Annotated in this window: 18 protein-coding genes and 1 pseudogene; 11 read left to right on the top strand and 8 right to left on the bottom strand. The window is 61.3% G+C overall.

Annotated features, from left to right (window positions below; genetic code table 11):
* Positions 1-25 precede the first annotated feature (25 nt).
* Positions 26-1156, top strand: a complete 1131-nt coding sequence (locus PW947_RS00900; RefSeq protein ID WP_299628810.1) for a glycosyltransferase family 4 protein — start codon at positions 26-28, stop codon at positions 1154-1156.
* 103 nt (positions 1157-1259) lie between these two features.
* On the opposite strand, the gene PW947_RS00895 is transcribed toward PW947_RS00900, so the two are convergent.
* Complete coding sequence (locus tag PW947_RS00895) at positions 1260-2537, bottom strand: hypothetical protein (protein ID WP_299628809.1); 1278 nt, start codon at positions 2535-2537, stop codon at positions 1260-1262.
* Positions 2538-2903: 366 nt separating this feature from the next.
* Between PW947_RS00895 and PW947_RS00890 the strand changes: the two genes are divergently transcribed.
* Positions 2904-3773, top strand: coding sequence for a glycosyltransferase family 9 protein (locus PW947_RS00890; RefSeq protein ID WP_299628807.1), 870 nt, complete (start codon positions 2904-2906; stop codon positions 3771-3773).
* Positions 3774-3778: 5 nt separating this feature from the next.
* Here the strand turns inward: PW947_RS00890 and PW947_RS00885 are convergent, their stop codons facing one another.
* A complete protein-coding gene (locus tag PW947_RS00885; protein WP_299628805.1) occupies positions 3779-4126 on the bottom strand; it encodes a hypothetical protein in 348 nt (115 codons plus the stop codon).
* 269 nt (positions 4127-4395) lie between these two features.
* On the opposite strand from PW947_RS00885, the gene treF reads away from it, so the two are divergent.
* A complete protein-coding gene (treF, locus tag PW947_RS00880; protein WP_299628803.1) occupies positions 4396-6189 on the top strand; it encodes an alpha,alpha-trehalase TreF in 1794 nt (597 codons plus the stop codon).
* A 347-nt stretch (positions 6190-6536) separates the two neighbouring features.
* Positions 6537-8594, top strand: a complete 2058-nt coding sequence (locus PW947_RS00875) for an NAD(+) synthase (protein WP_299628801.1) — start codon at positions 6537-6539, stop codon at positions 8592-8594.
* Positions 8595-8602: 8 nt separating this feature from the next.
* On the opposite strand, the gene PW947_RS00870 is transcribed toward PW947_RS00875, so the two are convergent.
* From PW947_RS00870 to PW947_RS00850, 5 genes are all read right to left on the bottom strand, one after another.
* The gene (locus PW947_RS00870) at positions 8603-9118 is read right to left on the bottom strand and encodes a response regulator (protein WP_299628799.1); all 516 of its coding nucleotides are present in this window, start codon (positions 9116-9118) and stop codon (positions 8603-8605) included.
* 118 nt (positions 9119-9236) lie between these two features.
* Positions 9237-9926: a glycine zipper 2TM domain-containing protein gene (locus PW947_RS00865; protein ID WP_299628797.1), complete on the bottom strand. Its 690-nt coding sequence runs from the start codon at positions 9924-9926 to the stop codon at positions 9237-9239.
* 392 nt (positions 9927-10318) lie between these two features.
* Positions 10319-11122: a TIM barrel protein gene (locus PW947_RS00860; protein ID WP_299628795.1), complete on the bottom strand. Its 804-nt coding sequence runs from the start codon at positions 11120-11122 to the stop codon at positions 10319-10321.
* The gene (locus tag PW947_RS00855; protein WP_299628793.1) at positions 11119-11859 is read right to left on the bottom strand and encodes an SDR family NAD(P)-dependent oxidoreductase; all 741 of its coding nucleotides are present in this window, start codon (positions 11857-11859) and stop codon (positions 11119-11121) included. The genes PW947_RS00860 and PW947_RS00855 overlap by 4 nt, the downstream gene beginning before the upstream one ends.
* A 38-nt stretch (positions 11860-11897) precedes the next feature.
* A complete protein-coding gene (locus PW947_RS00850) occupies positions 11898-13250 on the bottom strand; it encodes an MFS transporter (RefSeq protein WP_299628791.1) in 1353 nt (450 codons plus the stop codon).
* Positions 13251-13430: 180 nt separating this feature from the next.
* On the opposite strand from PW947_RS00850, the gene PW947_RS00845 reads away from it, so the two are divergent.
* A complete protein-coding gene (locus PW947_RS00845) occupies positions 13431-14345 on the top strand; it encodes a LysR family transcriptional regulator (RefSeq protein WP_299628789.1) in 915 nt (304 codons plus the stop codon).
* Between the two features lie 21 nt (positions 14346-14366).
* Here PW947_RS00845 and PW947_RS00840 read toward each other — a convergent pair whose 3' ends face one another.
* On the bottom strand, positions 14367-15095 hold the full coding sequence (locus tag PW947_RS00840) for a FadR/GntR family transcriptional regulator (RefSeq protein ID WP_299628787.1): 729 nt from the start codon (positions 15093-15095) through the stop codon (positions 14367-14369).
* A gap of 280 nt (positions 15096-15375) precedes the next feature.
* Here PW947_RS00840 and PW947_RS00835 point away from each other — a divergent pair, with 280 nt between their 5' ends.
* The 6 genes and pseudogenes from PW947_RS00835 to PW947_RS00810 all read left to right on the top strand — a co-directional run bounded on the left by PW947_RS00835 (position 15376) and on the right by PW947_RS00810 (position 20803).
* A complete protein-coding gene (locus tag PW947_RS00835) occupies positions 15376-16203 on the top strand; it encodes an NAD(P)-dependent oxidoreductase (RefSeq protein WP_299628785.1) in 828 nt (275 codons plus the stop codon).
* Positions 16204-16344: 141 nt separating this feature from the next.
* Positions 16345-17094, top strand: a complete 750-nt coding sequence (locus PW947_RS00830) for an amino acid ABC transporter permease (RefSeq protein ID WP_299628783.1) — start codon at positions 16345-16347, stop codon at positions 17092-17094.
* The gene (locus PW947_RS00825) at positions 17091-17744 is read left to right on the top strand and encodes an amino acid ABC transporter permease (RefSeq protein WP_299628781.1); all 654 of its coding nucleotides are present in this window, start codon (positions 17091-17093) and stop codon (positions 17742-17744) included. The genes PW947_RS00830 and PW947_RS00825 overlap by 4 nt, the downstream gene beginning before the upstream one ends.
* Positions 17728-18456, top strand: a complete 729-nt coding sequence (locus PW947_RS00820; protein WP_299628779.1) for an amino acid ABC transporter ATP-binding protein — start codon at positions 17728-17730, stop codon at positions 18454-18456. The genes PW947_RS00825 and PW947_RS00820 overlap by 17 nt, the downstream gene beginning before the upstream one ends.
* Before the next feature lie 58 nt (positions 18457-18514).
* Positions 18515-19310: pseudogene (locus tag PW947_RS00815) on the top strand (transporter substrate-binding domain-containing protein).
* Between the two features lie 146 nt (positions 19311-19456).
* Complete coding sequence (locus tag PW947_RS00810) at positions 19457-20803, top strand: sorbosone dehydrogenase family protein (RefSeq protein WP_299628777.1); 1347 nt, start codon at positions 19457-19459, stop codon at positions 20801-20803.

Below are 20803 nucleotides of genomic sequence, written 5' to 3'. Positions count from 1 at the left end.
GACTCTCACCAGATAGAAGTGTCCAGTGTCCAATCCGACTTATGTTCAGCCCGCGATTCCGGGCAATATTGTGCTGACCGCCCAGACGCTCAAGAATAGCGGCGGTGCGGAACGCTATGCGCGCGATGTGATTGCCGGTTTTCACCGGATCGGTTTGCGTCCGACCTTGTTTGCGCGCGAGATCGACCGAACGTTGCCTGAAGCCGCATGGATCGATCCGCAACGCATGGATGTCTGGTGGGTGCCACGCAAACTGCGCAATCTCGCGTTTAACTGGCGAGTCAGCCGGCAGTTGCATAAACATCGACCCGCATGCGTCTTCTCGATCAACCATCTGACGCAGGCGGATCTCGTGCTGTGCGGCGGAACGCATCCCGGTTCGCTGGAGGCGCTGGGACGGCCGCCGCGTCGCAGCGACGCGTGGCAGATCGAACTGGAGCGCCGCAGCTACACGAACGCGACCGCGATCATCGCGCATTCGATGCTGATGAAGCAGGAGTTGCAGCGCTTCTACGATATTCCTGCGGCACGCATCGACGTGATCTATCCGCCGGTGGACACGAAACGCTTCAAGGTACTGTCGCCGGAAGAGCGCAAGCGCGTGCGACGTCAATTGGGCTTGCCGGAGGACCGCGTGGTGTTCGCGTTTGCGTCGATGAACCATGAGCGCAAGGGTTACGAACTGATCGAGAAGTTCTTTTCGAAGACGAACTTGCCGGTATGTCTGGCGGTGGCCGGTCGGCCGGTGCCGCGCACGGGCGACACGATCCGCTATATCGGCTACTGCCGCGAAATCGAATCGCTATTCGGCGCCGCCGACTATACGATCGTTGCGTCGACGTATGAACCTTTCGGACTGGTCGGTGTGGAGTCGGTGATGTGTGGCACGCCGCTCGTGATTGCCGATAACGTGGGCTCAGCCGAAACCGTAACGGGCGACGCGAAGATCGCGTTTTCGCGGCGCTCCGAAGCCAGCTTCGAGCAGGCGATTCATACCGCTGTCGCGCGCGCGCAGAACGGCTGTCAGATTACCGACCCACTGTCGCATCTCGCTTACGACCCAAGTGTCGAAACGCATATGGAAGCGCTGTGCCGTCTGATTTCGGCGATCTCCGCGACGCCCGCCTATATGAAGCGGAATGCCGGAAACGCGTGAAGCCCCGATCGGGACAAGCCTCAAGCGTCATCTCATCAAGGCAGGCTGGCTATCGGGACGTCTGACACGACAGATTCCGATAGCCTTTCAAACGCCACTCAACTCAAGCTGCGCGATTTTCTTTAGCGGTAAATAGCTTGCGCACTTTCTTCTTAAGACGCGACAACGGCGCGCGCTTGAACTTCGCCAGCTGACTGCGCGCGTCGTTTAGTGCAGTGCGCGTCGCGGCCAACTCGCTGATCATTGCACCGTCCATACCGATTCCATCGATAAGCGCAATATCCACCACACGTGTCGCGCGATGCATCGGCGCATTCGCTTGCGGCCAGTTGACGTCCGGCCCAAACGCCAGCACCTGGGTTGCCTGAGCGAGTTTGCTTGCCCATAGCGACAGGGTGCCGTTATCGATCGCACCGTCGGCGGTAAGCGCCTTGGCGAGATCGAAGGCCTGGAGGTGAATATCCAGACCCTGTGCGGCGTTGAACCCGCAATCGCGTTGCTTCGAACTGGTTTGGCGCATGCTGCCGAACGACGGTTCAAGTCCCGACATCTTCGCGATCCAGTGCTCGGCCGCTTCGGCATACGCGGATGACCGCGCAGCGAGATCGCAATCGAAAATTGCGTCGCTGTGGGCAGTGGCATGCTGCAACGTGAGAAGCCAGTGCGCCAGAAACGCGCGATACGCGGTCTCGGGTGCAATCGTTTTGACGTGCTGCTTGTAAAAGTCGACACACTGGTCGAGCGTGGTGTCTTTAAACGTACGCGAAGCGTCCGGCAATTCCACGTGCAGTGCTTCGAGTACCCGCTTCACCATCGGCGCATTGCGATTCATATCAAGCACGGCAAATGGAATCGCGACAAAGTGCGCATTGTCGTGCTTCGCCAGCAACTCCCAGCATGACTGCCACTGCGAGATTGGATTTTTCATCACGACGATATGCACTGCGTCGGGAAAGGTACTGTGAAACCAGTGAAGCCGTCCCAACGAGCGGCAGAACTTGAATACCGGCACGCGACCCGCTTCGTTGGCCGTCCGCGTGAGATGGTTGACGTAGGCCGCGAGCCGGTCGGCGGATTCGGGCGTTTTACCGTTCAGGCTGTCGATCGAAAACCGTTCGTCGAAACCGTCAATACCGGGCGCGTCGTCCCGCAACAGATGCGCAAACTCGGCGAAATACGGCGCTTCCAGCGTCGGATGACCTGAGCGCCAACTGTCGGCCGTACTCTTTGCCAGTGCCGTCGGATCGATCTTTGCGAGCATTTCATGCAAAGGCTCGTAATAGCCGGTGACCTGATCCAGTGAGCGAAAACACGACCATAACCAGGTGCCCGCAGTTCGGTATCCCGTATGCAGGAACACGGCTTTCGGTTGGGATTTCATGTGACCTCGGTAATCGGTATTTGAATAAGGCGGTGACGGCGCGATATGCGTTAATCGTCCGTTGATGCGGCTGGAGTCTAGGCCGCTCTTAAAGATGCCGGGTTACAAAAGCCGTTACGTGCGATTACGACGGGCTTATCGAACGCCTCGCATCACGTGTGACGCTAGTGCGCACGGCCTCTTGCGCGATGTTGCGCTGGAAATGAAATGCAAGATTACGGTAACCGTCGTCGGACAGGCGTGTGTCACGATGAGACACCGCCATTCGCCTTTCAGAACCGTATGCAACACGCTGTCGCGCCACAACAGAATCTCTCCGGTCAGTCATTGAACGCAGGGCGGAACGCGCGGACCGTGGCATGTGTGATGTCGCCGGCATTGGGCGACACGTTGATTCTGCTGGTGGTCGCACACAATCTCCGGCGCGCGGGCTGGAAGGTGCACGTGTTTGGCGACCACGCATGGTCGCTTGCCGAGTGGTTCGCGCATCTGGAAATTTCACCTGCGCTCAAGGCCGAAGAAGCGGAAGCCGCACTCGCGCCGTATGCGGTCGTCTTGCAGTTGCATCGCGACAGGCCGCTGGCAAATCTCGCGGAAAAGCACTCGGGCTTTATCGATCTTCACGATGTCGAGTATGCGAACAGCACGCAGTGCATGGCGCAGCGCTGCGCGGATTTCGTCGGATCGCATTTCGGTTTGCGCGACGTGGTGGTGTCGAACGGTATCAAGGCGCCGACGCACTTGCGGTTTCGTCGTCATCACGCCCGTGTCGCGATGCACCCGGAAGCGAGTACCGACGACAAGCGTTGGCTTGCGAATCGCTTTATCCAGCTCTCGCGCCGGTTGACGTCGAAAGGCATGTCGGCAGAGTTCGCGATTGCGCCGGGCGAGCGCGGACGGTGGGACGGCTTGCGGCGCGAAACGCCGCCGCTATGCTCGTTCACCTCCACGGCGGCATTGGCGGAGTGGCTATACGAATCGGGATGGTTTATCGGCAACGATTCGGGCGTGGGTCATCTGGCGTCGTCACTCGGCGTGCCGACACTCACGGTGTTTCGCCGTCGCCGGATAGCCGAGCGCTGGCGTCCCGGCTTTGCTGCCGGGTCGGTTGTACTGCCGCCGTGGTGGTTGCCGACGGCGAAGCTCAAGGAGCGATTCTGGCGCGAATCGATTACGGTACGCCGCGTTTTCGCATCGTTTGAAGCGTTGCGTTCAAACGCGCCATCGCGGCGCTAGACCCCTCAATTCCAACCGTATTGCGTCGCGCTTTCTTCGATCCGCTGCTGCGAGTCGTCAACCGTCCACACGTCGTCGGGCGTCAGGCAACGCAATAGACGGTAGTCGGTATCGAGCGCCCATTTCGCGGGCGTTCCATTCGCAGGGCAAGGATCGCCGAGGCGCGCGAACGGTAACCCGGCTTGCGCCCAGATCATTGCGTGAACACTGCGCGGGCTGCCGGCCGTTGGGCCAGTTGGGGCAGTTGCGCCGCTATCCGTCGTATCGTTCGACGGTGACGGTGCCGCCTGGGCAATGAGCGAACCCGTGCCCGCCAACGCGGCGGCAACGAGTAGGACATCGGCTATTCGCATGGTTTGCTCTCCGTGTAACAGGGCCTACTCCTGGGTTTACGACCGCGCGCAGCGAAACTGAATTACCTGCGTGTAAGGGAAGCGACCGGGCGACAAACTGGATGCGCCCACACGCTTTTAAACGCTAAAGAAAACAGTACTGTCTTAAGACGCCTGTTTAAATTGCACGGTACGCGCACGCATGACGACACCGTAGATCCACGAGGTGAGGAACGCTTCTTGCAACCGCGGCGTAGTTGTTTGCCCTGTCGTTGACTTACTGGAGCGTTATGCCGATTCACCACGCCATCACTGTCCGTCGAAGCTGGGCCGCTGTCATAGCGGCGGCCTTGTTGTCTTTTCAGTCGCTCACCTGCGCCGCCCAATCCACAGCAGACCATGCCCCCGCCGACGCACCCGCTGCGGCTTCGGCGGCATCGCCCGTCGTTCCGGTGCCGCCGTCCGAACAGTTCGGCGCGCTCTATCGCGATGTCGAGCTTGCGCATCTGTATCCGGATAGCAAGACCTTCGCGGACATGGTGCCGAATGCCGCGCCTTCGCAGATCGTCGCGGATTACCAGAAACGGAAGGGTGACGCGCAATTCGATCTCAAGCAGTTCGTCGGGTCGCACTTCACGTTGCCCGCGCGTCAGACGAAGGACTACGTGTCCGATCCGAACCAGAGCGTGACCTCGCACATCGACACGTTGTGGACAGTGCTGCGACGCGATCCGGACAGCGCGCCGAACGCGTGGTCGTCGTTACTGCCTTTGCCGAATCCGTACATCGTGCCGGGCGATCGCTTCGATGAAATCTACTATTGGGACTCGTATTTCATCATGCTCGGTCTCAAGCAGAGCGGGCGCGACGATCTGCTTAAAGACGAACTGAATAACTTCGCGACCTTGATCGATCGCTATGGTCATATCCCGAATGGCAATCGCACTTATTACCTGAGCCGTTCGCAACCGCCGTTCTTCGCGCAGATGGTCAGGCTCGCGGCAGATCAGGATGGCGATCAGGTCTACGCGCACTACTTGCCCGAGTTACGTAAGGAGTACGCGTACTGGATGGACGGTGAAGACCGTATCAAGGCGGGCGAGTCGTATCGTCATCTGGTGCGTCTGCGTGACGGCACGTTGCTCAACCGCTATTGGGATGCGCGCGACACGCCGCGCGACGAGTCGTACCGCGAAGATGTCGCGACCGCGCAGCAGACGCCGCAACGCAATCAGCAGGACCTGTGGCGCAATCTGCGCGCGGCGGGTGAAACCGGTTGGGACTTCAGTTCGCGCTGGTTCGGCGACGGCAAGACGCTAGCAACGGTCGAGGTGACGTCGCTCGCGCCGGTCGATCTGAACAGCCTGATGGTCGATCTCGAACGGACGCTGGCGAAAGCGTATCGGGTGCAGGGCGATGCGGCGCAAGCGGAAAACTTCGAGCAGCGTGCGACAGTGCGTGCCGACGCGATCCGTCGTGTGCTGTGGGATCCGCAACTGCATGCGTTCGGCGACTACGATATGCGTACGCATCGGCTCACGCATCGCCTCAGCGCGGCGACGGTGTATCCGCTGTACAGCGGCATCGCAACCCGGGCGCAAGCCAAAGCGGTCGCCGCGACCGTGCGCGCGAAGCTGCTGCGGCCTGGCGGCATCGCGACGACCACGGTGCAAAGCGGTCAGCAATGGGACGAGCCGAACGGTTGGGCGCCGCTGCAATATCTCGCGGTAGTCGGCTTGCGGCGCTATAGCGAACCGGCGCTTGCGCAGCAGATCGCGACCCGCTGGATCCAGACCAACGTCAGCTATTACCAGCACACCGGCAAGCTCGTCGAAAAGTACGACGTCGATGCGAAGGCGGGTTCGACCGCAGCGGGCGGCGGCGAATATCCGCTGCAGGACGGCTTCGGCTGGACCAACGGCGTACTGCGCACGTTGATGACGATGTACCCGGACGCAGCCGGCACATCGACTCGTCCGACCGATGTGCCGGCGGGTGCGCGCGGCGTATCGGAAGCGGCTGCATCGGCGGCTGCGGCGTCGAAAAACACCCATCGCCTGCAGGCGACGCCTTCGGGCAACTAGCCCCATCACGGTCGGATAGCCGCTCCGCGCGCGCGGAGCGGTGCGCCATTCGCCGTCGATTCCCCGGAAAAGTCAGTGCAAGGTCGCGAATCCGCCCGCCTCGCTGAGCCAAATCGCGCGCGATGATAAGGTTTAGCATCAACGGTTTAGCGGCATGCGCCACCGTTGCGCGAACCACGGCGCTTTACGCATCGTCGCGATTACAGCAGTATTCCGGGCAGGCGCCACCGTCGGACGCAGCCGCTTCGGGTTTCCGGAGTGCGGCAGAACGGCGGGCGGCCTGTAAAAAAGGACTGGCGACACCTGCGCATCCGCGCCGGAAGCGCGCCATCACGACGATTCCGACCATGACCCAATCGTTTTTCAACCTCTACAGTCACGGCTTCGCGCGGGTCGCCGTCGCGGTGCCGGTGTGCCGCGTCGCCGATCCGGCGTTCAACGCGGAGCAGACGCTCGCGCTGGCTCGCGAGTCCGCGCAGAACGGGGCGATCCTGATCGCGTTTCCCGAACTGGGCATCTCGGCGTACACCTGCGACGACCTGTTCCATCAGCGCGCGTTACTCGACGCCTGCGAAAACGCGGTCGCGCAGATCGTCGCGGCTTCGGTGGACATTCCGGCTGCGCTGGTGATCGGCGCGCCGCTGCAGATCGACCACAAGCTGTTCAACTGCGCGATCGTGATCTCGCGCGGCAAGATCTGCGGGATCGTACCGAAGAGCTATCTGCCGAATTACGGGGAGTTCTACGAGGCGCGCCAGTTCAGCGCGGCGGAGAACGCGTCGGTCGGTCAGGTCGCGCTGTGCGGACAGGACGTGCCGTTCGGCGCATCGCTGCTGTTCGATATTCCCGCCGTGCCGAACCTGCGTTTTCATGTCGAAATCTGCGAGGACGTGTGGGTGCCGATTCCCCCGTCGTCGTTCGCGGCGCTTGCCGGTGCGACGGTTCTGGTGAATCTGTCGGCATCGAATATCGTGGTCGGCAAGTCCGGTTATCGTCATCAACTGGTCGGCCAGCAATCGGCGCGTTGCGTCGCGGCGTATCTCTATACGTCGGCCGGACGCGGCGAATCGACCACGGATCTCGCGTGGGACGGTCAGGCGCTGATCTATGAAAACGGCGAGCTGCTATCCGAATCAGGGCGGTTCCTCGATACGTCGCATGTGATTTACGCGGATGTCGACGTCGAGCGTCTGTCGCGCGAACGGATGCGTCAGACCACCTTCGGCCAATCGACCCGCCGACATGCCGACGAAGTCGCGAAGTTCGACGTGATCCCGGTTTCGCTGGATGTTCCGGATGCCGCGCATCTGCCGCTCGACCGCGCGGTCAGCCGCTTCCCGTACGTGCCGTCCACCGCTGCAAGCCGCGACGAACGATGCGCGGAGGTCTACAACATCCAGGTGCAAGGGCTGTTGCAACGGCTCGGTTCGTCGAAGATTTCGAAGGTGGTGATCGGCATTTCCGGCGGTCTGGATTCTACGCATGCGCTGCTCGTCTGCGCGAAGGCGATGGACCGCCTCGGCTTGCCGCGCTCGAATATTCTCGGCTATACGATGCCTGGTTTCGCGACCAGCAACCGCACCTTGCAGCAGGCCAAGGATCTCGCGAAAGCGGTGGGTTGCTCGATGCAGGAAATCGATATTCGCCCGAGCTGCGTGCAGATGCTGAAGGATCTCGGCCATCCGTATGCGTCGGGTGTCGAGCAATACGACATCACCTTCGAAAACGTGCAGGCGGGCGAGCGCACCAATCATCTGTTCCGGCTCGCGAACTTCAACAACGCCATCGTGATCGGCACCGGCGATCTGAGCGAACTGGCGCTAGGCTGGTGCACGTATGGCGTCGGCGATCACATGTCGCATTACAACGTGAATGCGAGCGTGCCAAAGACGCTGATCGCGCATCTGGTGCGTTGGGTCGCGGCGTCGGGCGAGATCACGCGCGAAGGCGCCGACGTGCTGTTGCAAGTGCTCGCAACCGATATCAGTCCCGAACTGGTGCCGGGCAAGAGCGGCGCGGTCGAACAGAAGACCGAGCACTTTATCGGTCCGTACGAGTTACAGGATTTCAACCTGTATCACATCTTGCGATTCGGCTTTACGCCGTCGAAAGTCGCGTTTCTCGCGCTGTCGGCGTGGGGCGATCGCGAGCATGGCATATGGCCGGCCGGCGGCGATGCGGCGCGCAATCAATACGCGTTGTCCGATATCAAACGCAATCTGCGGATTTTCGTCGATCGTTTTTTTCGGACCAGCCAGTTCAAGCGCTCGTGCATTCCGAACGCGCCGAAGGTGGGCACGGGCGGTTCGCTGTCGCCACGCGGCGACTGGCGCGCGCCGAGCGACAGCGAAGCGACGGTGTGGCTCGAGGATCTCGACACCGTGCCGGACGACGCGCAAAGCTGACGCGCCCGTCAGCAGCCGGTATCCGGTTTCAGTGCCGCAGTGATGGTGGCGGTGGTGGCTGGGTCGGTTCCGGCGGCATCGTCGAGGCCGATCATCTGGCCAATCAGCCGTTCGAGCTGACTCGGATCGGCGGGTTTGAGACAGACGGCGTCGAAACCCGCCAGCTTCAGTTCTCGCAACTGGTCGGCGGTGTCGTAAGCGGTGTAGGCGAGCAGCGGGATTCTCGCGGTCATATCGTGTTGACGCAGCATCGCCGCCACACCAATCCCCGACAAACCGGGCATCGCGACATCGAGCACGATGCAATCCGGTTCCCATTCCTTCGCTGCCTTCAGCGCGTCCGAGCCGTGATAAACGGTCCGCACCGAGAGTCCGGATGCCTGAAGATAGGCCGACAGCGCGTCGGCGGATTCGGTGTGATCGTCGACGACCAGCACGCGCGGCACCGCCACCGGTCGCGTCGGCGCGCCCCGGTTTGCCCAAATCTGATAGCGCGTCTGGGCGTTGCTGGAAAAGGCGGCCATGAGTGTCCCGGAAGTGGCGGTCGTGCCGACGCGATGGATTCGCGTCGCCATCACGCTGCTTCGCAAGCGGCGTTCCTGCCGATGCAGCGGCTGTCTGTCGACGTTGCCGCGCCGCGCGTCAGGACGCGCTCAGCGAATCGCCGGAGACGTGCACGCGCTCGCCGATTTGCATTTGCGGTTGCGTCGTGTAGTTGAAGTTGCGATAGCTGCCGTCCTGCATCTTCACCTGCACCTGATAGTTGGTGGTTTTGCGCACCGCATGTTCGATGCCGTTGCCAGCGAGTCCGCCGCCGACCGCGCCGACGATGGTCGTCAGTACGCGGCCGCGTCCGGCGCCGAACTGGTTGCCGAGCAGGCCGCCCGCCACCGCACCGCCGACCGCGCCAATTCCGCTGGTCGGCTCAGGCGTCTGAACTGTGTTGATCGCGACGACTTCGCCGGCGCCCGGGTCGATCGCGACCGGACGCGTGGCCGGTTGGGCGACGCTCTGGTAACCGTTGTCGCCGGCATAGCTGGACGGCGGCGCGACCGGCGCGCTGCGGCGATGATAAACGCGCGGTTGCGCCGGAGCCTGTTGCGCGACCGTCGGCGCTTGAGTGGTTGGAGCAGCTACGACGGCCTGTGTCGCAACCGGCGCGACCGCGACCGGTGCAGCAACCGGCGCGGTGAGCGCGCGCGAACTCGGCAGCAGGCCGGTCATTGCGGCGACCGCGGTGACGCTGGCGAGAATCACCGCCACCGACGCCCCAGCGATCAACGGGTGAATGCGTCCGCGCTGCTGGGAAGGAGAAGTCAGGTTCGTGCTCATGTCGCGCTCCGGTGGATGTGACTGCAAAAACGCCGCAGACCATCGACCGGACGACACACCAATCGCAAGTTTTGTAAGCAGTTGTAGCGCGCTTTGATACGACGTTTAGCTCGCGCTATGGATCTTCCAATTGCCGCCGCGACTCGATTTTTCGAGGATACGTGAGTCGAAATCCGATGCAGTTCAGGATGCGATCTTTGCCTTCCGTTCATTGCCGGAAACCGCGCGAACCGGCCCTCAGGAAAGCCGCTCGGCGTACTGTAGGAAGCTAGTCGATCATTGCGTCAATCGAGCCCGTTTTAAATGCGAATTACGGATTTTCTGCACACGGTGTGATCCGGTCTAGCATGCCCTTTTGAAGGCAACGAAAAAAATAGCGGCCCCATGCCCGCTTACCCGACTTTTTCCGTCATAAGCGTTTGCGTGGACTGAAATGCGAGTGCGAGACGCCGATCGGCCGGCAATGCGGGATAGGGCATTTCGACACTCACCTCGCATTCCGGCGGCGCATGCAGCAATAACGCACGCAGCGGCAAGCTTCCAGTGCCGGGTGGCAGACGTCCTTCGCGTGCTTCGGCAATCGTCGCCGCATCGCCGACGGGTGCAAGCGCGGGTGCATCGCATAACTGCATCGCGCGAATCCAGTGTGGCGGGAGTGCGGCAATCGCGTCCGGTTGCGATCCCGAGCGTGCCAGATGCAGCGCATCGACGAGTATCGCGCCATTGCTGCGGTCCGCTTGCGCGACCACCGCGCACGCCTGCTGCAGATTTCCCACTTCGCGCCAGCGCATGAATTCGATATCGATGCGCAAGCCGTATTGCGCGCCGAGATCGCACAACGCAGCGTAGTGTGCGCACAGTCGTCCGAAGTCGGGATCGTCGCCGGAGACGGTGACGGATTTCGCACCCAGCTCCGACGCCGAATCGAACATCGCCGCATACGACGGTACATCGATCTCCGCGACGATCGGGATGAACTCGACGTCGCGCACGATCACACCTTCGTCGCGCAAGACAGTGCGCAATTCGCGATGCGCGTGCGTGCCGGTTCTGTCCGGATACGCGAGCGCGCCTCGCGCGACCGGATTCACGCGCAAACCCACTGCGCCGAATCCTGCACGACGCGCGGCCTTGACCAGCGACACGCTATCGAGTTCGAGCGCAGTGAGGTGCGCGACGCCAGTGACGGAGTTCAATACGTTGCCCTCCCGCCGGTCAGATCGAATGTGAAGCCGGTCGTGAAGCTGCACGCAGGGCTCGCAATCCAGCTCACCATTGCACCGACTTCTTCGATTTGCAGGAAACGTCCCATCGGGATTTTGGCCTTGCTCGCGTCGATATGCGCGTCGGACATTTCGGCGAACAGTTCCGTTTCCACCATTGCAGGCGCAACGCAGTTGATCAGTACCTTGTCTTTGGCCAACTCCTTGGCTGCGGACTTGGTGAATGCAATCACGCCCGCCTTGGCCGCGGAATAGCCGGAGATAAACTGCACGCCTTCCTTGCCCGCGATCGATGCGACATTGACGATGCGTCCGCCGCCACGCGCGCGCATGTGCGGAATCGCGACGCGGCAGCCGTAGAACACGCTATTCAGATCCACCGCGAGTACTGTGTGCCACGCGTCCACCGGATACTCCCAGCATGGCGCAACGGGGCCGTTGATGCCGGCGTTGTTGACGAGAATATCGACGTGGCCGAGTGCTTCGACGGTGCGCGCAAAACCGTGCTCCACCGATTCGAGCGAGGCGACGTCCACGCGTTCGACGTGATCCGGAGAAAACCCGGCGTCGCGCAGACTCGTCGCGTTGACGTCGAGGTCCCAGATCGCGACGCGTGCGCCGTCGCGTTGCAACGCCTGCGCGATGCCCAGACCGATTCCGCGTGCGCCGCCCGTGACGATGGCGACTTGTCCGGCAAGAGGCAGATTCATGGCTACATTCCTTCGTGTTGTGATGTCAGGCAGTGATGTCAGGCAGTGAGGTCCGACAGTTCGATCCGGCGAATATCGCCGACCACGAACAGGTAGCAGAGCGCGCCGACCAGCGTGACCGCCGAGATAAACGCGAGTGCGTAGACGAACGATCCGGTTGCATTCACGATCAATCCGATGACCAGCGGCGTGACGATGCCCGCCGCATTCGCGAACAGATTGAAGAGACCGCCGCTCAGTCCGAGCAAGCCCTTGGGCGCGATATCCGACACGATCATCCATGCCAGCGCCGACATGCCTTGCGAGAAATACGCAACGCACAGGATCGCGATCACGGCGGCCGTCGAATCGACGTAGTTCGCCAGCACGATGCTCGACGCGGCGAGCAGACCGGTGATCACCGGCAGTTTGCGCGACCAGTTCAGCGAGATGCCACGACGCAGCATCGCATCCGAAATCCAGCCACCCGCGAGCGTGCCGACCGACGCTGCGATAAACGGCAGTACCGCGATCAGACCGACTTTCAGCCACGGCATATGGCGCTCGGTGACGAGGTAAGTCGGGAACCACGTCAAGAAGAACACGTTGGTGGAGTTGCAGGCGAACTGGCCGAAACAGATGCCGAGCATGCTGCGCTTTTTCAGCAGCGCGCCGATCTGCGACCACGCGAATTGCGTCGCGTCCTTGCTGCCGTCCACGACGCCGCCGCCTGCCTTGATGTAATCGAGTTCAGCCTGATTTGCGCGCTTCGCCTGGTGCGGCTCGCGAAAGCGCGTGAGCCATACACCGCCGAACACCACACCCACCGCGCCGACGATGCCGAACAGCGCGCGCCATCCATAACGGTGCTCAAGCCAGAACAGCAGCGGACTCAGAAACGCGAGTCCGACGTATTCGGCGAAGGTATAGATGCCGGTGGCACGCGCGCGCTCGCTTTGCGGAAACCACATGGCGACGACGCGGCTATTCGTTGGAAAGCACGGCGCTTCCGCGATCCCGATCAGAAGCCGCATGATCAGCAACGAGACGAAGCCGAGTGCGAGTCCCTGCAAACCGGTGAACAACGACCACAGCGTCAGCGCAAAAAAGTACGTCCAGCGCGTACCGACGCGGTCGAGCAGGATGCCGCCCGGTATTTGCGATGCCGTGTAGGTCCACGAGAACGCCGAGAAAATCACGCCCATCAACGCCGGCGTCAGGCCGAGTTCGTGACTCATGCTGGGCGCGGCGATCCCCGCGACGCTACGGTCCAGATAGTTGATCATCGTGCCGCCCGCGAGCAGCGCGAGAATGCCGAAGCGTGCGCGGGTGCGGTGCGCGGTTGCGCTGGATGAGGCGGCTTGATCCGCTTGAGCGGCCTGAGCGGCCGCCGGGAAGTGTGCGTGATTCATCGTGTCTCCAGATGTAATCGGGCCTGGCGCGAGCGTGCTGCGCGAGGGGACGGGCGCCTTGTCTGTGTAGGGTCGCGACGGTCATTCGGATGGTAGGGACTCTCGCCGGTTTTGTCGTATGCCGGGATTCGGGTACGCTATAACTTTTGGTTAATCGCGCCACGCCGCGTCCGTTCAGCCATGCGCTTCAAGCTCCGTCAGATGGAAGTATTTCGCGCCGTGATGCTGACCGGTTCGATCAATGCGGCCGCGAAAATGCTATACGTGTCGCAGCCTGCGGTAAGCAAGCTCGTGTCGCATATGGAGACCACGCTGGGCTTGCGATTGTTCGAGCGGGCCAGCAACCGGCTGATTCCATCGGCGGAAGCGCATGCGCTGTTCAGGGAAGTCGAGCAGGTGTATCAGGCGGCAGTGCGGGTCGATGAATTCGCGCGCGCGCTGGCGCTCGGGCCGTCGAGTCTGTTGCGCGTGTCGTGCAGCGCGTCGCTGGCGATGTCCGTGATTGCGCCCGCACTGATCGACGTGAAGTCGCGTTTACCCGCGTTGAACGTAGATTGGCGCACGGCACTGATGGCCGACATGCCGATGGACGTGTTGAGTAAAACCGTCGAGGTCGCCGTCGCCGCGATGCCGATCAAGCACGAGCATCTCGAACTCGTGCCGTTCATGCGTGGCCGGATGGTCTGCGCATTGCCCGACGGACATCGTCTTGCGCAGCAGGAGCAGGTGTCGATCATCGATCTCGTCGGCGAGCCGACCATTCTCTTCAAACGCGACATCCCATTCGGCACGATGATCGCGCGTGCATGCCAGCAGGTCGATGTCGAACTCACCTCTACCGTCGAGATCACGCGCGCGGATCAGGCCATCGCGCTGGTCAAGGGCGGGCTGGGCGTCGCGATTCTCGACGACTTCGCCACCGAAGGCGCAGGCGTCACGCTGCGTCCTTTGACGGAAGTGATCGAGTTGACGGCCAGCTTCGTCTATTCGAAATTCGCGCCGCCTTCGCGCAATGCATCGATCTTTATGCAAGCCGTCTACGCGCAAGCGCAAAAGATGGGACGTCATATACCGGACGCGCAGATCCCGGCATAGGCGGCCACTCGCCCGAATCCATCAAAGCGGCAATCCCTGTGCGCGCCTCAACCGTTCGCGACTGTTGATCAGGTGCAGTCGCATGGCGGTACGTGCCGAGTCGGCGTCGCCGCGTTCTATCGCATCGGCAATCTGTTCGTGTTCGCGATTCACGCGCGTCAGATAGTCCGCGTAGTCGTCGACGGCAATCGGCGTCGCGGTGAGCCGCGTGCGCGGAATCATTCTTAAACCAAGGTGTTCCATGATCTCGACGAAATAACGATTCCCGGTTGCGTGCGCGATTTCCAGGTGAAAACGGAAGTCGGGCGATACGGTTCCGGCGGGCGCGGTCATATGCGATGCGAAGTCGTTCAGCGCACGACGCATCGACGCGAGTCGCGCGGCATCGCATCGCGTCGCGGCGAGTCCGGCACTTTCCGTTTCGAGGCTGATGCGCAATTCGAGCACCGCAAGCGCGTCGATCGAGCCGGCTACATCGGCGGGATCGAGTTGCAATAGCGAATTCGCCGGCGCTTCGCAGACGAACGTGCCGATGCCATGCCGCGTCTCGACCAGACCGGCCGCCTGCAATCGCGATAGTGCTTCACGCACGACCGTTCGGCTCACGCCGAAGCGCTGAACCATCTCGGCTTCAGTCGAGAGCCGGCTGCCAGTCTCCATGGCTTTCGACTCGATCTGATGCCGCAAGGTGTCCACAAGTTGCGCGGTGAGGCTGCGACGTGCGCCCGGCAGCGCGCTTGAACCAGACAACGTGGGTAAAGACGACAAAACGGACGATGCCGCTGACGATGAAGCACTTGAAGCATCACGAGAATCGGCAGACGTTGCAGCGGTGCTGTCGGGTCTGGACGGATCACGAGGTGTGTCGGGCGATGTGGGCACGTTGTTCTCGATTGAAATATGTTGACGCACATTGACAAACCGATCGGTAAATGATTTTATGCACCTCAGCGTTATATGACAACGTACAAGAACGCATTTGCGGCCGGGGTATTCCCTTAGCCGCCGCAAATTGCCGGAGACAGCATTCATGGAAAATCAGTTGAACCGATCGTCGTTTCGCCGTCTGTTGCTGACGGGTGCGGCGGGTGGCATTGGCCGCGCGATCCGTTCGCGGGTCGCGGGGTTCGCGGAATGCGTGCGCGTATCCGATCTGCATGGCGCACTCGATCAGACTGCGGCGCCCAACGAAGAAGTCGTCGCGTGCGATCTCGCCGATCGAATTGCAGTCGATGCGCTCGTCGACGGTTGCGATGCAATCATTCATCTCGGCGGCGTATCGGTCGAACGTCCATTCGAAGAGATTCTCGAAGCCAACATCAAGGGCGTGTTCAACCTGTACGAAGCCGCTCGCCGTCACGACGTGAAGCGCGTGATCTTTGCGAGTTCGAATCACGTGACCGGCTTCTATCGTCAGGACGAAAAAATCGACGCGCATGCGCCAAAACGGCCAGACGGGTACTACGGATTGTCGAAATCGTTCGGTGAAGATACTGCGCAGTTTTACTTCGACCGCTACGGCATCGAGACCGTCAGCATTCGCATCGGCTCGGTTTTTCCGGAACCGAAAGATCGCCGGATGATGGCCAGCTGGTTCAGCTACGACGACCTGCTCGACCTGCTGCGTCGCGGGCTCTTCACACCGGAAGTCGGTCATACGATCGTATTCGGCGCGTCGGCCAACGCGGTCACGTGGTGGGACAACCGTTACGCCGCGAAGCTCGGCTTCGTGCCGCGCGACTCGTCCGAACCCTTCCGAGCGAAGATCGAAACGACGCCCGCGCCTGCACCGGACGATCCCGTCGCGGTGTTGCAGGGCGGCGCATTCACGAAGGCTGGCCCGTTCGATCCGCTGTGAGCGAAACGGTAGCGGCGACGCGCAGCGCAAGCCGCTGTGACGCCGCGCGGACGTCATAACTACATCGGTTGTCGTACCTCATTGCGACGGTAAACACCGCAAGCGAGAAACGACTGCCGAAGCATCGGAGACATGGCTGCGATGAGTTTCTCTCCTGATTTCGGTCCGCTCCTTCCGTACTGGCCCACGTTTCTGAAGGGCGCGTGGCTCACGCTGAAGATGACGACCGTGGCGGTATTTTTCGGTTTAATCGTCGGCATGCTGGTCGCATTCGCGAAGCGCGCGAAGGTGCCGGTGTTGTCGCGCGCGTGCATCATTTATATCGAGTCGGTGCGCAATACGCCGTTTCTCGTGCAGATTTTCCTGCTGTATTTCGGCCTTGCGAGCATCGGTCTGCGAATGCCGACTTTCGCCGCAGCGACGCTTGCGATGACGATCAATATCGGCGCGTATGCAGCGGAAATCATTCGCGCCGGACTCGAATCGGTGCCGCGTGGGCAGATCGAAGCGGCGGAGTGCCTTGGGCTATCGCGTTGGCGAATCGGCTGGCACGTGATGCTGCAACCGTCGATCGAAAAGGTCTATCCGGCGCTGACGAGCCAGTTTCTGCTGATGATGCAGGCATCCGCGATCGCCTCGCAAATCTCGGCAGAAGAACTCACGGCCGTGGCCAATACCGTGCAGTCCGACACGTTCCGTTCGCTGGAAACCTATATCGTCGTCGCCGCGCTGTACCTCGCGCTGTCGCTGCTGATCAAGCTGATTGCGTGGGCGGTTGGCGAGCATGTGTTCAAGCGGCGTCGGGCGATCCGGCTGGCGGCGCGACGTGCGGGAAAAGAGCCGCCCGAGCAGACCCGCATCGACACCGTGATTCCCGGAGGTGCAGCATGAGCGGCGGCTTTACGGTGGCGCATCTGCTGTATCTGGTGCAGTCGATCTGGTGGACGCTGGTGCTGTCGGCGCTGGCCTTCGTGCTGGGCGGCATCGGCGGTTTCGGTGTGATGCTCGCGCGGATTTCGCCGCGTCGCTGGCTCGCGCGAATCGCGATGGTCTATATCGAAGCGATTCAAGGCATTCCGCTGCTGATCCTGCTGTTTATCGTCTACTTCGGCTTGTCGGTGTACGGTTTTCAGGTGCCCGCGCTGGTCGCGGCGGGCCTTGCGCTGATGGTCTATTCGAGCGCGTATCTCGGCGACATCTGGCGCGGTTGTGTCGAAGCCATGCCCAAACCGCAATGGGAAGCGGCCGAGTGCCTGTCTCTGACGCGCTGGCAGAGCTTGCGCCTCGTGATCATCCCGCAGGCGATGCGGCTGGCGTTGCCGCCCACCGTCGGCTTTCTGGTGCAGGTGATCAAGATGACGTCGCTGGCGTCGGTGATCGGATTTATCGAATTGACGCGCGCCGGGCAAATTATCAATAACTCGATTTTTCAACCGTTCCTCGTGTTCGGACTGGTTGGCGCTTTCTATTTCGTGTTGTGTTATCCGCTCTCGCGCTGGAGCCAATCGATGGAGAACAAGCTCAATGTCGGCAATCGTTAAGGTAGGCGAGATCTACAAGCGCTTCGGCTCGAATCAGGTGCTCAAAGGCGTGTCGTTCGACGTGATGAAAGGCGAAATGATCGCGGTGATCGGCGCGAGCGGGTCGGGCAAGAGCACGGCATTGCGCTGCATCGACCGGCTCGAAACCATCGATCAGGGCGAGATCGAAGTGTGCGGCATTCGCGTCGACGACCCGAAAGTGGATCTGCACAAACTGCGTCGCGAAGTGGGCATCGTGTTTCAGAGCTACAACCTGTTTCCGCATCTCACCGTGGAAGAGAACATCATGCTCGCGCTGCGGCACGTCAAGAAGTGCTCACGCGTCGAAGCGCGGCGCATTGCGTTGAAGGTGCTGGAGCAGGTCGGACTCGCGCCGAAAGCGGATGCGTATCCCGAGCAATTGTCGGGCGGCCAGCAACAGCGTGTGGCGATTGCACGCTCTCTGGCGATGTCGCCGAAAGTGATGCTGTTCGACGAAGTGACGTCCGCGCTCGATCCGCAATTGACGGGCGAAGTGCTGCGCGTCATGGAAGATCTCGCCGCCGACGGCATGACGATGTTGCTCGTCACGCACGAAATGGCATTCGCCAAGCGCGTCGCGGATCGCATCATTTATATGCATCAGGGAAAAGTGTGGGAAGTCGGCGACGGCAGCATGCTCGATGCGCCGCGAACCCCTGAATTAAAGGCTTTTCTCGATAACGGTCTTTAGGCCGGCTTGAGTCCGGAAGATTTAAACGTTGGATCGCCCATAAAAAACGGAGACAAACATGAAAGCAAACCGATTCATTGCACGCAGTTGCCTGGGCGCGATGTTGCTCGCTGGTGTGGTGCACAATGCGATGGCCGATCAACTCGACGACATCAAGAAGGCCGGTGTCGTGCGCGTGGCGATTGCGATGGGCACGCCGCTGTTCAGCTATGCGGACAGCAATCTCAAGCCCGCCGGATCCGACGTGGATACGGCCGCGGCGCTCGCCAAAGACCTGGGCGTCAAACTCGAACTCGTGCAGATCACCAATGCTGCCCGCGTGCCGACCTTGCAGGCGCAAGCGCGCCGATCTGGTGATCGCCGACCTGTCGATTACGCCGGAACGTGCGAAGGTCGTGGATTTCTCGATACCGTATGCTGTGATCACGATCATCGTGGGCGGTGTGAATACGATCAAGGTCAAGGACTACGCCGACCTCGACGGCAAGACCATCGGTCTCACGCGCGCGACGGTCAACGATTCGCTGACCACACCGCTCGCGAAGGGCGCGCAGATCCAGCGTTATGAGGACGATGCGACATTGATCACGTCGATGGTGACGGGGCAGATCGACCTGTTCTCCAGCACGCCGTCGAACATGGCCGAGATGATCAAGCGCGCGCCCGATCGTCATATCGAACTGAAGTTCGAACAGAAGAATTTCGACCTGGGCATCGCGATGAACCAGGGCGAGCCGAAGCTGAAAGCGTGGGTCAACAACTGGGTCAGCACGAATCAGAAGAATGGCAATCTGAACACGATCTACAAGAAGTATCACGGACGCGATCTGCCTGCGACCGTCACTAAAGGCTGAGGTCTGCGCACGACGTGGCGTGGCATGGCGCGCGGCGATGCACGTGCTGTGCGCCACGCGTCGTTTCTCCGTGGTCGTCATGAACGGCCGGTGCAGGAATGACCCTTGCTCGCCAGTGGGCCATAACTGCCCGACAAGGAGCGGCCGTGCCTATCAATCGCATCCTGCTGGTCTCGTTGCCGGCGCTGACAGCGTGTGTCGCCGCTTGCTCTTTCGGACCAACCGCGACGGGCGACAACGGCTACGGTCCGAATCCGGAGTTGCCCGCGCCGCGCACGTCGATGATGCCCAACGTCAACATCGCGCCGGTCGAGTCGCGCACCGCGCAAAGCGTGCCGAACGCACCGCCCGGTTTCACCGTCACCGCATTCGCGACGGGACTGTCGCATCCTCGCTGGCTGTATCCGTTGCCCGATGGCAGCCTGCTGGTCGCGGAGAGCAATGCACCGGCACAGCACGACGAGAATAAAGGCATTGCCGGATGGATCACCGGTCAGGTGATGAAGCGCGCGGGTGCGGGCGTGCCGAGTGCCGACCGCATTGTCCTTCTGCGTAGCGACGGCACGAATGCGAGTCCGGAGCGTAGCGGCTTTGCGCAAACGAAAACGGTGTTGCTGTCGGGATTGCATTCGCCGTTCGGCATGGCCTTGGTGGGCGACCAGTTGTATGTTGCCGACACCGACGCTTTGCTGCGCTTTCCGTACAAAACCGGCGATACGCAGATTACCGCGCAAGGCGAGAAAGTGACCGATTTGCCCGCTGGTCTGATCAATCACCACTGGACAAAGAACGTCATTGCGAGCCGTGACGGCAAGCGGCTTTACGTGACGGTCGGATCGAATAGCAATGTCGGAGAGAACGGCCTGGACGCGGAAACGGGCCGCGCGCAAATCATTGAAATCACGCTGGCGACCGGCGAAAAACGCGTGTTCGCATCCGGTCTGCGAAATCCGAACGGCATGGCGTGGCAACCCGATACTGGCGCGCTGTGGACGGCAGTGAACGAGCGCGACGAGCTGGGCAACAATCTCGTGCCCGATTACATGACGGCCGTTAAAGACGGCGCGTTCTACGGCTTTCCGTATAGCTATTACGGACAACACGTGGACACTCGCGTCAAGGAGCAACGTCCGGATAGGGTCGCAAAAGCCATTGCGCCGGATTACGCACTTGGCAATCACACTGCGTCGCTCGGACTCGCGTTCTATTCGGCGCAGACGTTTCCCAAGCACTACCACGGCGGTGCTTTCGTCGGACAGCATGGTTCATGGAATCGCAAGCCGCACAGCGGCTACAAGGTGATTTTCGTGCCGTTTGCGGATGGAAAACCGTCCGGTCCACCCGAAGATTTTCTGACCGGCTTTCTGACATCCGACGGTCACGCGGTCGGTAGACCCGTCGGTGTCGTGATGGACAACGCAGGCGCGCTGTATGTGGCCGACGATGTCGGCAATACGGTCTGGAAAGTGGTCTACAACGGTGCCGGACCGTGA

The organism is Paraburkholderia sp. (genome assembly GCF_028283785.1).
Taxonomy (GTDB): Bacteria; Pseudomonadota; Gammaproteobacteria; order Burkholderiales; family Burkholderiaceae; genus Paraburkholderia.
Note: the sequence above shows the minus strand (reverse complement) of the source record. Positions and strands in the feature narration are given on the sequence as shown.